The organism is Rhodopseudomonas pseudopalustris, from assembly GCF_900110435.1.
Classification (GTDB): Bacteria; Pseudomonadota; Alphaproteobacteria; order Rhizobiales; family Xanthobacteraceae; genus Rhodopseudomonas; species Rhodopseudomonas pseudopalustris.
This window is the reverse complement of the sequence record NZ_FODT01000003.1, coordinates 584,999-599,270: the sequence shown is the minus strand read 5'-3', so window position 1 is coordinate 599,270 and position 14,272 is coordinate 584,999. Positions and strand designations below refer to the sequence as shown.

The 14,272-nt window shown below is 63.9% G+C and carries 11 protein-coding genes; 5 read left to right on the top strand and 6 right to left on the bottom strand.

The window, feature by feature from the left end:
- Positions 1–402: 402 nt before the first annotated feature.
- The 4 genes from BMY71_RS08895 (at position 403) to BMY71_RS08880 (ending at position 7,183) form a co-directional block, all read left to right on the top strand.
- A complete protein-coding gene (locus tag BMY71_RS08895; protein ID WP_092683111.1) occupies positions 403–1,947 on the top strand; it encodes a flavin-containing monooxygenase in 1,545 nt (514 codons plus the stop codon).
- A 323-nt stretch (positions 1,948–2,270) separates the two neighbouring features.
- On the top strand, positions 2,271–3,467 hold the full coding sequence (locus BMY71_RS08890) for an efflux RND transporter periplasmic adaptor subunit (RefSeq protein WP_092683109.1): 1,197 nt from the start codon (positions 2,271–2,273) through the stop codon (positions 3,465–3,467).
- An 8-nt stretch (positions 3,468–3,475) separates the two neighbouring features.
- Positions 3,476–6,640: a multidrug efflux RND transporter permease subunit gene (locus BMY71_RS08885; RefSeq protein WP_092683107.1), complete on the top strand. Its 3,165-nt coding sequence runs from the start codon at positions 3,476–3,478 to the stop codon at positions 6,638–6,640.
- A 105-nt stretch (positions 6,641–6,745) separates the two neighbouring features.
- The gene (locus BMY71_RS08880) at positions 6,746–7,183 is read left to right on the top strand and encodes a hypothetical protein (RefSeq protein WP_011504164.1); all 438 of its coding nucleotides are present in this window, start codon (positions 6,746–6,748) and stop codon (positions 7,181–7,183) included.
- A gap of 79 nt (positions 7,184–7,262) precedes the next feature.
- Here BMY71_RS08880 and BMY71_RS08875 read toward each other — a convergent pair whose 3' ends face one another.
- From BMY71_RS08875 to BMY71_RS08850, 6 genes are all read right to left on the bottom strand, one after another.
- Entirely contained in the window at positions 7,263–7,727 is a 465-nt protein-coding gene (locus BMY71_RS08875; protein WP_011504163.1) for a PA2169 family four-helix-bundle protein, read from the bottom strand.
- Positions 7,728–7,833: 106 nt separating this feature from the next.
- Entirely contained in the window at positions 7,834–9,066 is a 1,233-nt protein-coding gene (locus BMY71_RS08870; protein WP_011504162.1) for a Coenzyme F420 hydrogenase/dehydrogenase, beta subunit C-terminal domain, read from the bottom strand.
- Complete coding sequence (locus BMY71_RS08865) at positions 9,060–9,557, bottom strand: DUF427 domain-containing protein (protein ID WP_011504161.1); 498 nt, start codon at positions 9,555–9,557, stop codon at positions 9,060–9,062. Before BMY71_RS08865 ends, BMY71_RS08870 begins: the two co-directional genes overlap by 7 nt.
- 63 nt (positions 9,558–9,620) lie before the next feature.
- Positions 9,621–10,109, bottom strand: a complete 489-nt coding sequence (locus tag BMY71_RS08860) for a CIA30 family protein (protein ID WP_011504160.1) — start codon at positions 10,107–10,109, stop codon at positions 9,621–9,623.
- Positions 10,109–11,710, bottom strand: coding sequence for a dienelactone hydrolase family protein (locus BMY71_RS08855; protein WP_011504159.1), 1,602 nt, complete (start codon positions 11,708–11,710; stop codon positions 10,109–10,111). Before BMY71_RS08855 ends, BMY71_RS08860 begins: the two co-directional genes overlap by 1 nt.
- Complete coding sequence (locus tag BMY71_RS08850; RefSeq protein ID WP_011504158.1) at positions 11,710–13,023, bottom strand: DUF3422 family protein; 1,314 nt, start codon at positions 13,021–13,023, stop codon at positions 11,710–11,712. Before BMY71_RS08850 ends, BMY71_RS08855 begins: the two co-directional genes overlap by 1 nt.
- Positions 13,024–13,283: 260 nt before the next feature.
- Here BMY71_RS08850 and hemC point away from each other — a divergent pair, with 260 nt between their 5' ends.
- Complete coding sequence (gene hemC / locus BMY71_RS08845) at positions 13,284–14,264, top strand: hydroxymethylbilane synthase (protein ID WP_092683189.1); 981 nt, start codon at positions 13,284–13,286, stop codon at positions 14,262–14,264.
- The last annotated feature ends 8 nt before the right edge of the window (positions 14,265–14,272 follow it).

The following is a 14,272-nucleotide window of genomic DNA, read 5'->3' as shown; positions in this document are numbered from 1 at the left end:
CCGCTGATCCTCGAGCAGAAGGGTGAGTACCAGAGCTTCTCCGGCACTCCGCTGCTGCTGAAGCAGGAAGGCGAGTACAAGTCGTTCTCCGGCACTCCGCTGCTGCTCAAGCAGGAAGGCGAGTACAAGTCCTTCTCCGGCTATCCGCTGCTGCTCAACGTCTGAGCCAGCCGGCGGCCGCAAGGCCACAACGCGCCGCGGGCAGCAATGTCCGCGGCGTTTTGCGTTTTGTTGCGCTTTCGAGCGAAATGGGCGTCGGCTCGCTTCAAGAAACCCGCCAAACGGGACTCGAAGGGTCGGTTCTGATCCAGCCAGACCGAACCTCCAGTTGCAAAAAATGCTGGGCAAAGCGCGGCGCAGACGGCAATCTGGTTTCAACGACAGAAGAAACGTCGAGGAAACATGATCCGAATAGCCGAAACCGACTCGTCACGCGTCGCACACGACGTCACCGCCCAATCGTCCCCCGAAGTCCAATCGTCCCCCGAACATTTCGACGTCCTGATCGTCGGCGCCGGCATCTCCGGCATCGGCGGAGCCTATCATCTGACGTCGCAATGCGCCGGCACCAGCTTCGTCGTGCTCGAGACGCAGGACTCCTTCGGGGGCACCTGGCTGACCCACCGCTATCCCGGCATCCGCTCCGACAGCGATCTCTACACTTTCGGTTACCGCTTCAAGCCGTGGACCGGCAAGCCGATCGCGACCGCGGCCGAAATTCGCGAATATATCGGCGAGGTGATCACCGATAACGATCTCGACCGCCACATCCGCTATCGCCATCGCATCGTGTCTGCGAGCTGGTCGAGCGCTGCGAAGCGCTGGACCATCGTGGCCGAGCGCACCGACACTGGCGAGACGGTCCGCTTCACCGCCAATTTCCTCTGGATGTGCCAGGGTTATTATCGCCACAGCGAGGGCTATACGCCGGAATGGGAGGGCATGGCGGATTTCAAGGGCCGCATCGTGCATCCGCAGACCTGGCCTGACGATCTCGATTATGCCGGCAAGAAGGTGGTGGTGATCGGCTCCGGGGCCACCGCGGCGACGCTGGTGCCGTCGATCGCGCCGGCCTGCGATCACGTCACGGTGCTGCAGCGCTCGCCGACCTACTTCATTCCGGGCCGCAACAAGATCGAGATCGCCGACACGCTGCGGGAACTCGGCATCTCCGAGGACTGGATCCACGAGATTGTTCGCCGCAAGATCCTGTTCGACCAGGCCGCTTTCACCCGGCGCTCAATGACCGAGCCGGAGGTGGTGAAGCAGGAGCTGTTGTCGGGCGTGCGCGCCTTTCTTGGGCCCCATTACGATCTCGATCCGCATTTCACGCCGACCTATCGACCATGGCGCCAGCGCATTGCTTTCGTACCGGACGGCGATCTGTTCAAGGGGATCGCCTCCGGCAAGGCATCTGTGGTCACCGACGAGATCGAGCGCTTTACAGAATCCGGGATCAAGCTGAAGTCCGGCGAGACGCTCGCCGCCGACATTGTGGTCACCGCTACGGGCTTCAACCTCAACGTTTTGGGCGATATCGCCTTCAGCATTGATGACGAACCGCTCGATTTCGCCGACACCGTCACCTATCGGGGCATGATGTTTACCGGCGTGCCGAACATGGTCTGGGTGTTCGGCTATTTCCGCGCGAGCTGGACGCTGCGCGCCGATCTCGTCGCCGATTTCGTCTGCCGTTTGCTCGCTCACATGAAGCAGCACGGCTATCGCAGCGTGGCCCCTGCGCTACGCCCGGAAGACGCCGATATGGCTTTGCTGCCCTGGATCGACCCCGAGAACTTCAATCCGGGCTACCTGATGCGTGGCATGAGCCTGTTGCCGAAACGCGGCGCCAAACCGGAATGGCAGCACAGCCAGGACTATTGGGCGGAAAAGGATGAGCTGCCGAACATCGACCTCGACGATCCTGCCTTCGTCTACACAACCTGATCGTTCCAGGACTCCGCCCTTGTCAGCTTTCTGCTGACGTTGGAATGCCGCCGCGACGCGAAGAGCCGCGGCGGGATTCGTCAGTGAGCGATTTCACGACAGCGTGACCCCGTAAAACTACCGCGCCGTCAGGCGGTTCCCGGGCCTGTGACATTGGGTCGCCGCGTCATTATGTTGTACCGCACAAAATCGCGCTTAATTTCCGTTCATCGCTGTCTGTCCATGGCGTGGCTGCGTTGTTGATGGCGTGGCTGCGGCTGTGGGCGATTGCGCCGCGTGAGCCGTCGGGTCTTGCGAGGTTTAGATTTTTAAGAGGTTTTCGAATGCGGGGATCGACCAGTTTTGCCTTCACGGCGGTGGCGCTTGCGTGTCTCGGGCTGGTGTTGGGCGGCTGCAGCGATTCAAAGGTGGCCAACGCCGCCACGACCGAAAAGCCTGAAGTCAGCATCATCACCGTCAAGGCGTATGCGCGGTCGATCGTTCGCGAACTGCCTGGCCGTATTGCCCCGATCCGGGTCGCCGACGTGCGTCCGCGTGTTTCCGGCATCGTCGTGCAGCGCCCATTCCAGCAGGGCAGCGAGGTTGCCGTGGGCGATCCTCTGTACAAGATCGATCCGCGCCCGTTCGAAGTCGAGTTGAAGGCGGCTGAAGCAGCGCTGGCCAAGGCGCATGCGGCGCGCGAGCAGGCGACGCTGCAAGCCAAGCGGGTCGCGATGCTGGCGAACGAGCAGGCGGCCTCGAAGGCACAAAACGAAGTCGCGGCGAGCAATTCGCGCCAGGCCGAGGCCGAGGTCGCGGCGCGCGAGGCCGATGTCGCCCGCGCCCGGCTCAATCTGGAATACGCCACCATTCGGGCGCCGATCAGTGGCCGAATTGGCGCGGCGCTGGTCAGCGAGGGCGCGCTGGTGGTGCAAAACGAGCAGAACAGCCTCGCCACCATCCAGCAACTTGACCGCGTCTATGCCGACTTCACCCAGCCGGTCGCCGAAATGGTCCGTTTGCGCCGTGCGTTCGAATCCGGAGAGCTCGACCAGATCGCACCGGATGCGGCGCGCGCCCGGCTCGTCCTTGATGAGGGAACATTGTATCCGCTGCCGGGCAAGCTGCTGTTCTCCGAAGCTAAGGTCGATGCCTATACCGGACAGGTGACGCTGCGCGCCGAGTTTGAAAATCCGAACCGCGAGCTGCTGCCCGGGATGTATGTCCGCGTCCGGATCGAGCAGGGATACGACCCGGACGCCATCTCGGTTCCTGAACAGGCGATTCAGCGCAATGGCGGCGGCGGCAGCGAGGTCTTCGTGGTCAAGGACGACAACCGCGTCGCGGTGCAGCCGGTGCGGGTCGGCTCCCAGCAGGACGGTCAGTGGTTGGTGCTCGACGGCCTGAAGCCCGGCGCGCAAGTCGTGGTCGAAGGGTTCCAGAAGTTCGCGGCCGGTGATGCGGTCACTCCGGTGAATGCGGATGAACCCAAGGCGGCGACCGTGCACCATACGGCGGGTAGCCCCAAGAAGGTGCAATAGGCGCCGGCATGCCCTCATTCTTTATCGACAGGCCGGTCTTCGCCTGGGTCATCGCGCTGTTCATCTGTTTGATCGGCGCGATTTCGATTCCGTTCCTGCCGGTCGCGCAGTATCCGATCATCGCGCCGCCGTCGATTTCGGTGTCGACGCAGTATCCCGGCGCATCGCCCGAGAACCTGTACAACAGCGTCACCCGGCTGATCGAAGAAGAGCTCAACGGCGCCAATGGCATTCTGAACTTCGAATCGACCAGCGACTCGCTCGGTCAGGTCGAGATCATCGCCAATTTCGTGCCCGGCACCGACACCGGCATGGCGTCGGTCGACGTGCAGAACCGAATCAAGCGCGTCGAGGCGCGATTGCCGCGGGCGGTGCTGCAGCAGGGCATCTTGGTCGAGGAAGCCTCGAGCGCGGTGCTGCAGATCATCACGCTGAGTTCGACCGACGGCTCGCTCGACGAAGTCGGCCTCGGCGACTTCATGATCCGCAACGTGCTGGGCGAAGTTCGCCGCATCCCGGGCGTCGGCCGTGCCACGTTGTACTCGACGGAACGCGCGATGCGGATCTGGATCGATCCGGACAAGCTGGTCGGTTACAACCTGACCGCCGACGACGTCACCAAGGCGATCCAGGCGCAGAACGCCCAGGTCGCCTCGGGAAGCATCGGCGCCGAACCCAGCAGCAAGGGCCAGAAGATTTCCGCGCTCGTGCTGGTCAAGGGCCAGCTCACATCGCCGGATGAGTTCGGCGCGATCGTGCTGCGCGCCAATCCGGATGGCTCGACTGTGCGGCTGCGCGACGTCGGCCGGGTCGAGGTCGGCGGCTTCAGCTATCAGTTTAACACCCGCCTCAACGGCAAGGCGACGGCAGGCCTGTCGGTATTGTTAGCGCCGACTGGCAATGCGCTCGCCACCGCCAGCGCGGTCGAAGAAAAGATGAAGGAGCTGTCGCGCTTCTTCCCGGCGAACATCAGCTACCAGATTCCCTACAATATCACCCCGGTGGTCGAAGCCTCGATCACCAAAGTGCTGTACACGCTGATCGAAGCGGTGGTGCTGGTTTTCATCGTGATGTTCATATTCCTGCAGAACATCCGTTACACAATCATTCCGACCATTGTGGTGCCTGTGGCGCTGCTGGGCACCTGCCTGTCGCTGCTGCTGTTCGGCTATTCGATCAACATGCTGACGATGTTCGGCATGGTGCTGGCGATCGGCATTCTGGTCGACGACGCGATCGTCGTGGTCGAAAACGTCGAACGCATCATGGCCGAGGAGGGGCTGCCGCCGAAGGAAGCGACCCGCAAGGCGATGACGCAGATCACCAGCGCGATCATCGGCATCACGCTGGTGCTGATCGCGGTGTTCGTGCCGATGGCGTTCTTCCCCGGCTCGGTCGGCATCATCTATCGGCAGTTCTCGGTGACGATGGTGTCGGCGATCGCGTTTTCGGCGTTGCTGGCGCTATCGCTGACGCCGGCGCTGTGCGCCACGCTGCTGAAGCCGGTGGTGAAGGGCCATGCCCACGCTGAACGCGGCTTCTTCGGCCGGTTCAATCGCATTCTCGACGGCACGCGCGAGCGTTATTCCAGTATCGTCCGGTGGAATCTCGGGCGAACCGGCCGGCTGATGGTCATCTACGCGGTGCTCGTCGGCGTTCTTGGATGGGCGCTGGTCAAGATGCCCGGCGGCTTTTTGCCGGTGGACGACCAGGGCTTCGTCACCGTCGATCTGCAGACGCCGTCGGACTCGTCCTACAACCGAACCTACGATGTGGTGAAGCAGGTCGAGGAGTATCTGCTCAAGCGCGACGGCGTCGACAACGTCACCTTCCTCACCGGCTTCAGCTTTCTCGGCCAGGGCATGAACGCGGCGCAAGCCTTCGTCACCCTCAAGCACTGGTCGGACCGCGGCGCAAAAGACAGCGCTTCTGCGATCGTCGACGACGCCAACAAATCGCTCAGTTCGATTCGCGACGCCCGTATCGCCGCGCAACAGCCGCCGCCGGTCGACAACCTCGGCAACTCGTCGGGCTTCAGCTTCCGCCTGCAGGATCGTGGCCAGAAGGGCAACGCCGCGTTGGTACGCGCCAGCGAACAGCTCGTCGCCGCCGCCAACAAGAGCCCGATTCTGCACAAGGTCTACGTCGAAGGCCTGCCCCCGGCGCCGGTCGTAAATCTGATGATCGACCGTGAGAAGGCCGGCGCCTTCGGCGTCACCTTCGAAGACATCAACAACACCATCTCGACCAATCTCGGCTCGGCCTACATCAACGACTTCCCCAATCGCGGCCGTATGCAACGCGTCATCGTGCAGGCCGATATCTCGGACCGCATGAAGGCCGAGGAAATCCTCGCTTATTCGGTGAAGAACAGCCGCGGTCAGCTCGTGCCGCTGTCGTCCTTTGCGACGATCGAGTGGTCGAAGGGGCCGACGCAGATCGTCGGCTTCAATTACTATCCAGCCGTTCGCATCAGCGGCGAGGCGCGGCCCGGCTACACCTCGGGCGATGCGATCGGTGAGATGGAGCGGCTCGCCGGGCAGCTGCCGCGCGGCTTCGGTTACGATTGGACCGGCCAGTCGCTACAGGAGAAGCTGTCAGGTTCGCAGGCGCCGTTCATCCTCTTGCTGTCGGCGCTGATGGTGTTCCTGGTGCTCGCCGCGCTGTACGAAAGCTGGACGATTCCGCTGACGGTGCTGCTTGCCGTGCCGCTCGGCATCACCGGATCGGTTATCGCCGCGACGATACGTTCTCTACCGAACGACGTGTATTTCACCGTCGGGCTGATCACGATCATCGGATTGGCCGCTAAGGACGCCATTCTGATCGTCGAATTCGCCAAGGACCTGCGTAAGGAAGGCAAGTCGCTGCGTGAGGCGACGATGGAGGCCTGTCATCTGCGATTTCGGCCGATCCTGATGACCGGGCTCGCGTTCGTCAGCGGCGTTCTGCCGATGGCGATCGCCACTGGCGCTGGCGGCAAGAGCCAGCAGGCGCTCGGTTCCGGCGTGATGGGCGGCATGATCGCCGTGGTGGTGCTGGCGCTGTTGATGGTTCCGGTATTCTTCGTCGTGGTGCAGCGGCTGTTCGCCGGCGACCGGTCGGACGATCCGGTCAAAGCCGGCGTGAAGCACGAGGTGCCAGCGGAGATCCAGCCAAGAGATGCCCGCTAACTCTTCGGTTCGCGATTACGCTGCTCCAGGAACCTTTCTGGGAAACTTCCGTTGGTTGTCGACAGGTGCAAACGACTACTCATCGACACATCCTCGGAGGATTTCATGGACGGAGACCAACCCATTAGCTGGCTGATGTTCTTCACATTGGCCGCCGGCGCCGTGATTGTCGGATTCGTGTTCCTCAACTTCATCCGGTCGCGCTCGAACCGCGCCGTTGCGGCCGACACTCTGGAAGGGAACGGCACCGGGCGCGGCGCTGCGCCCGACGGTGCGCTGCCTGAACTGGCGGGAATCGCCGTGTTTGCCCTGGTCGCGATGGCTCTTCTGGCGACCGGCGTGAACTCTCGCAATACACAGACCGCCGAGGTTGCGCCGCCTGCGGCAAGTGGAACGACCGGCATGGCTCAGCCCAAGAATATTCAGAACGAGCCGAAGCGCTATCAGCCGAACAATCCCGGCACCGATACGCGCACTGCGCCGACCGCTTCTGATGCGGGCGTCGGCAATTCGCCCGGTTCGACCGGAACGCTGACCAAGTAACGCCAGGTCGCATTAGACTTGAAACGAAATCGGGGGCCCAAAAGGCCCCCGATTTTTATGTCGACGCGATGACTGAAAATCAGGATTGCGCCGCCTCGTAGGCAGCGTTCTGCTGCTGCATCAGCTCGATCTTCTCGCGGATCTTGTTGCGCTGCGCGGTCAGGGTGCCGACGATCGCCGGCGTGCTGCTGGAAGCCTGAATGGCCGTGTCGTATCTTTCGATGTTGCGCTTCTCGCCGTCGATCAGACCGGGCAGCACGCTGCCGTCGAGCCCGTCGAACAGCGAACGGACGCTCATGATGGTGCGATGAACCACGCTCATGAACGAGCCGCTGTCGTCGGCTTCCTCGCCGGCGTTGATCAGCAGCCCGCCGAGCTCTTCGGAATTGGCGTGATGCAGCGCGATCATGTCACGAAACAGCGACGTCAATCCTTTGCCTTCGGCGTCTTCGAGGGCTTCCTCATAGCCGTTGCGGGCATCGATCGCGCTGGTGTGCAGCGTCTTCAGGTGATCGAGAATGTCCTTGTCCACATGAGCCTCCATGCTGGGTTCAGGAATCCGCGACCGGCCGCAGGGCGGGCCGCATCCTTTCGCGCTAACTTGGAGCAGGCAGACCAGTTCCCGACCGGAACCGATTCGTGAGGAGTTGTTAGTTGCGACGCTCGGAATCGTCCGGTTCGATCCCGTAAGGCTTCACCAGTGCCCAGACGTGCGCCGGTACCATATTCTTGATTTTCTGTTTGTAGTTCCGGCGCAAATGCAGAACGGTTTCGACCGCCTTCATCTCGACGCGGGCGCGGCCGAATTCGAGCCCGCGCGGGCCGACCTTCGGCATCAGCCAGCCCATGAACGGGCGCAGCCAATTCGGCATTCCGCGCACCGGCAGACCGCCGGCGGCGAGCTCGGTGTTCTTGAGGAAGCCTTTCACCGGCGCAGTACGGTTGCCGGCGCTGGTCGGCTCGCTCAGCCGCACCTCGTCGCCCAGCAGATTCAGCAGTTCCTCGCCGCGTTCGTTGCGCACCAGCAACCACTGCTCGCCGCGCCCGGCCATATAGCCGACGGTGATGTCGGCGAGGGTGTTGGTGTAGTCGACACAGGTGCGGCAGGTGATCGGGAAGAAGTCCGGCTTCAGCTTCGAAATCGGCAGCAGCAGGAACGGGATTTCCTGCACCCGGCCGTCAGTGAAGCGAAGCTCGACGTGATAGTCGGCACGAAATTCGAGATAGGTGATCGTCTCCGGCTTGTCCGACAGCAGATCGAGGAAGCCGTGGAAGTTCTCCGTCGTGGTGTTGTCGGAACAAGGCGTGCCGATCACGTACAACCGCTCGAAGCCGAGCTTCTGTTCCAGCGAGCGCAGCGCGTAGACCTGGCAGGGGATGCCGATCACTGCGATCCGCTTGTAGCCGGCGGCGCGCGCTGGTTCCAGCAGCGCCAGCGAAGGCGCATAGCCCATCCGCATGCCGCGGCATTGCGCCATGCCCTCCGGCTTGGTCACCAGAACCGGCATCGGTTTCCATTTGTCGGCCGGATCCTGCGCCATCGTCAGCACCGCATCGACCGCTCCCGTTTCAAGCAGGCGCTCGCCGATCCGGGTGGTGATGCCGGTCCATTGCGCGCCGTCGCGCGGCTCCTTCATTGCCGCCTGCAACATCCGCCGAAACGGGCCGAAGAAGAATTCGTCCGGCCGCGACGGATCGCGGTTGCGGCCGTGCACCTGCAGTTCCATCGCCGGATAGTCCGGCTTGATGAACTGGCAGGCCTGCCCGCACTGCTTGGGATCGCTCATCCGCGACACGCCGCAGTCGGTGCACAATTCGCGCGGCGCGGGGTCGTTGAGCGGCGGCGACCAAAGGGGTGAGGTCGGTTCGATCTGCTCTACCATCCGCGCGTTCCTGCGCCGCCCTTGAACGGGCCGGCGATTGTCGAGGTGATCCAGCCGCCGTAGAAATCGCCGGGCTGCGGCTGCACGCGTTCGTCGCCGACGAAACATTCGTCGACCCGCGAAGCGTAAAAAGCGAGGTGGCCTGCGATCGCCGCGAAGGCCGGGGAGGGCGCCGCATAACTCCAGGCGGCGTTGTCGGACCGCCGGCCGCCGGCTTCGATCGACCAGTAGCCTGCCTCGCCCTTGAATTCGCACCAGGATCGGCCCGGCGCCGGGCGCATCAGGTCGATCCGGATGTCGGCCTGCGGAATGTAATAGACCGGCGGGTGACTGGTCTCGAGCACGCGAAATCCCGAACTGCTATCGGCGATCATCTCGCCGTTGAACACCACGCGCAGTCGCGCATCCGTCCGTTCCAGCCGCGGCGGGCGCGGATAGTCCCACACCGATTCCTGGCCGCTCGCGGGCTTGTCGCGCCTGGGTCCGAACATCGTTCCCTGTTCTCTAAAAAGCGGCGGCGGTCGTCGCCATTCGCCATAAGTCGGCTCGATCGATCAATAGAGCCAAAGCCGGGCGACGGATAGATCTGCATCAAAGGCGCGGCCGATCGCGACCAGCCCGATCCGCCGTAGCCGCATGATGTTCAGCGGCGTCTCGATGCGGTGCGGAACGAACTGCGCGAACGGCAGCCTTATGACGGTCCATAGCGGAGGCGCGGCGAATGCTTCGCGATAGGATTGCTGCGGGCGGACCATATCGGTGGTGCGCAGATGCACGCCGTAGGTCTCGCCGTTGCCGGACACCTCGATGCCGACGCCTGCGAAGCCGCTGGCGTCGTAAGCGCCGCCGTCGGGCGCGAGGTCCATCGCGATCTGGATGAAACCGCCGTTGTTTTCTGTCGAGACCGCACCGCGCATCCGCGCCGCCGGACGGCGGTTAATCTCGGTCGCCAGCAGCGTGCCTTGTGAGACCCCGCCCATCACAGTGTCGGTGACGAGGCGCCAGCGCCGTTCGCCGCCTGCCGGCCAGAGTTCGATGTCCATCAGCGGATCACCATCGGGAACGTCACCGCGATCGCCCAGGCGAACAGGATGGCATTGGCCAGAGCGCCGGGCAAAGGATGATTGGTGGCCTTGTAGGTCCAGTTGCTGATCACCCCGAAGGCGATGAACAACAGCAGGATCGCCGGCACGATGATGATCAGAAAGAACAGCTTCTGCAGATTGAGCGCAACGGCGAACGCGAGCGAGGCGAGGAAGCAGAACTTCGCCAGCGCATAGGCGCCGCGCTTGGCGCCCGCGCCATGCGCCATCCATTCCGCGGTGATAAAATATGGAATGGTGCCGCAGGCGATCGCGGCGATCAGATACAACCGCGGCTCGATCGGCATGAAGGAGAAAACATAGCTGTCGAGCGGCAGACCGAAGCCGATGATGTTGTAGGCGATCGCCGCCACCGACGCGATCGCCAATGCGGCGATCGAGATCCGCGGATGGACTGGATCGGGCAGCGACTCCAGCTTCTCCAACCCGTGTGTGGGATGCTTGGCGGCGTAAGCGTGCGCCTTGCGGCCGCGCGCGCGGATCAGCAGCAGGATCGCGGCGGTGAGTGCGCCGTACAGCAGGAAATGCAGCGTGAGATAGTCGCCGAGCAGGATGATCAGGAAGTCGGTCGGCGCCTTCCACAGTATCAGCGGCGTCAGCACCGCGGGTAGAATTGCGGCGATCAGCAGCGGCTTCCAGGTCAGGCTCGCGCCCATCGGCACAGGTGCTGCCTGCGGCAGCAGCTTCGACAGCGGCCACGCCAGCGCGATCAGGCCCCCGAACAACAGCGCCAGCCACATCGGGCGACGATCGATCCAGCCCGCGCCTTGCCGGCCGAACGACTCGTTCATCCATTGCAGCGTTTCACGCATGCTGTCCTGGCTGTACAGCACGCCGATATGTTCGACGCCGGACGACAGCGCCAGTCGCCGCGCGGTGCCCGCGCTGAAATCGCCATAGGTTCGGCCAGCCGCTGCGCCGCCCCCGGTCGCGAGATTGACGATGCGCAGGCCTTCGTCGATCAGCATCTGGGGCTCGACCGCGCCGACGATCACCAACAGATTGCGCGGGCCGGTCGCGGTCGCGACTTTGCTGAACACAGAGACCGCGACGGTGGCGGTGATCTCCGGATGCGTCACGCCGTAGCGCACCACGATGTCGGACGCCATCGAATGGCCGAGCACGGCGGCGCGGCCGTCGCTCTGCGGCAATGCCCGGGCGTAGTCGGTGACGCGGCCGAGTTCATCCACCAAGACGCCGGTGATTTTGGTCGGCTCGTCGACGTCGCCCACCATCGTCACCGGATTGCGGCCATGACCGGTGCAGTCGAACGTCACGGCGATGTAGCCGTTGCGCGCCAGGGTCTGGGCGAAGGGCTGCATCAATTGCTGCGAACCGGCGAAGCCGTGCGCGATCACGACCACTGGCGCCGGCGCGGTCGAGGGCGGCCGGAACACTGTGACCGGAGTCTCGCCGACGCTCGTATGCGTGATGATCAGATCGTCGGTGGCGCGCTGCAATTGCCACAGCGCGACCGCGATCGCGATCACCGCGGCGAAGGCAACGACGAGGCGGAGCGGCTTCACCCGGGCTCGCGCCATCAGTCGACGTCCGGAATGTGCCGCTTGCGGACGCGACGAACTGTCCACCAGATCGAGAGCGCTGCGATCGGCACGAATCCCGCAGTGACGAGGCTCGGCTCGGCCTTGATCTGGCCGCTGTCGTACAGGCCCTTCACCAGATAGCCGAACAGTCCGACGACGTAGTAGGTGATCGCCGCGGTGGAGAGGCCTTCGACGGTGGCCTGCAGCCGCAATTGCAGCCGCGTCCGCGCGTTCATCGATTTCAGAAGGTCCTGGTTCTGCTGTTCGACTTCGACGTCGACGCGGGTGCGCAGCAGGTTGGCGGCGCGTGCGAGTTTCAGCGACAGGTCCGACTGCCGCGCCTCGGTGGTCGCGCAGGTGCGCATCGCGGGCTTCATCCGGCGTGCGAGGAACGACGACCAGGTCGGCAGCCCGCCGACCTTGCGTTCGCCGAGCGTCGCCAGCCGGCCCGTCATGATCTCTTCATAGGCGCGGCTGGCGCTGAACCGGCCGAGGCTCGCGGCGGCGCCGGCCTCGACTTCGGCGGCGATTTCGGTCAATTCCTGCAGGTGCTTGTTGTTCATGGCGAGATCGCCGGCGGTGCGCATCTCCGCGGTGACTTCTGCGAGGCGGCGTTCGCCGTTGCTGATCGACGGCCCCAACCGCTGCGCTTCGGGCAGGCCGAGCAGCGCAAGCGTGCGATAGGTTTCGATTTCCAGCACCCGCTGGACCAATGCGCCGGCGCGCTCCGGCGCCATGCCGCGATCGATCACCAGCACCCGCACGAATCCGGATGGGCCGGGCTGAAAATCGGTCGCGTACACCGCCGCGCCATCGGAATTCTCGGCGACCGCGAGGCTGGCGCGATCGAACAGCCGCTCCGGCGAGGTGCGGGGCGGATCGTCGGGCAGAATATGCAGATCGACCGCGACCAGCAGCGGCCCGGGCTGCGGCAGCAGCCGCATCGGGGAGGCGAGCGAGGAGGCTTCGGGGTGAAACGGCGTCGCCGTGGGATCGGCGGTGAATTCCCAGGTGTAGGTCGTGAACTCCGAATGCTGCTCCCAACGCAGCATCGTCGTGCCGAAGCTGGCGCGGTGATGCTTTTCACCCTGCGCCGGAGGCAGAAGCCCGCGCGATTCGCAGAAGCTCGTCATCGCGGCGCGGTCGGCGCCGCCCTTGTCGCTGGACGTGTCGAAGGCAAAGTGCAGCACACGCGCCGGAACCGCGAGCGCGGTGAAGGGACGGGCGTGGACTTCGCCGAGCACGACGGCCCGCAAGGGATGCGGCGAAAGTCTTACGTCGCCGTCGCCAATCAGAACTTCAGCCGTCATAGGTGTTTTGACCTTGCTCAACATTGCGCCGGTTGACTTGAGTAGCATTGCAGCGCGATGGACAGAAGCCGAAAGGTTTCGCCCGCGCTGGCAGCGCAAGACCGTCGCGGCACCGGAGTTGCTCGAAATCAACGACCTCGGCTCCCAGCCGAGTTCTTAAGAAAAATCCGGTTGTCATCTGTTTGCAATCTGGCTCGGACTGGTATGGTTCGACCGTTAAGTCGCCGCGGGCCCTTCGCGGTTGTCGAATGGAGCATGTGGTGAAAATTCCAGTCCGTATTGGTACGCGCAAGAGCGTGATGGCGCTTGCCCAGACTGAGGACATCGCCAAGCAGCTGCGTGCAGCCGCGAGCGAACTCGACGTCGAAATCGTCAAGTTCGAGACCGTCGGCGACAGCGACCAGATCAGCAAGCTGTTGCCGCATGGCGGCAAGGGCGGCGCTTTTGTCGCGGAAATCCGTGCCGCGGTGATCGCCGGCCAGCTTCAGGCCGCGATGCACTCGCTGAAGGACATGCCGGGCAACGAAGACACCCCGGGTCTGGTGATCGGCGCCACGCTGGCCCGCGATCCGGCAACCGACGCGCTGGTGCTCCGCGAGGGTCTGACGCTCGACGAGCTGAAGAAATCGCGTGGCAAGGGCTACACCATCGGCACCAATGCGGTGCGGCGCGCCGCCTATGCCAAGCGGCTGTTTCCCGAGGTCAATGTGATTCACTTCCGCGGCGCGGCCGACACCCGGATCCGCAAGCTCGACGCCCGCGAGAAGCAGCGGCTGCCCGATGGCGGCGAGGTCGGCCCGGCCGACGCGCTGATCATGGCGCGCGCGGGGCTGGAGCGAGTCGGCTTCGTCGACCGCATCGTGCATGACTTCACGCCGCAGGAAATGCTGCCGTCCGCAGGTCAGGGCATCGTCGCGGTCGAATGCGCGGTCGACGATTGGCAGACCCGCCGCTATCTGGCGATGATCGACGATCCAAAGTCGCGGCTGTGCTGCGACGCTGAACGCGAGGTGCTTTGGGTGCTGAACGGCCACTGCAATTCGCCGATGGCGGCGCATTCGACGGTCAACGGCGCGGAAATGACCTTGCACGCCTCGGTTCTCGATGAGGAAGGTGGTCTGTTCATCGAGACCACGCGCTCGGGTCCGGCCAATCGGCCCCGCGAACTCGGCCGTGCGGTTGGCCTTGATCTTCTGGACAAGGGCGCCGCCGCGGTCATTGAAAAAACGCGGCCGGAGTAACCCATCCC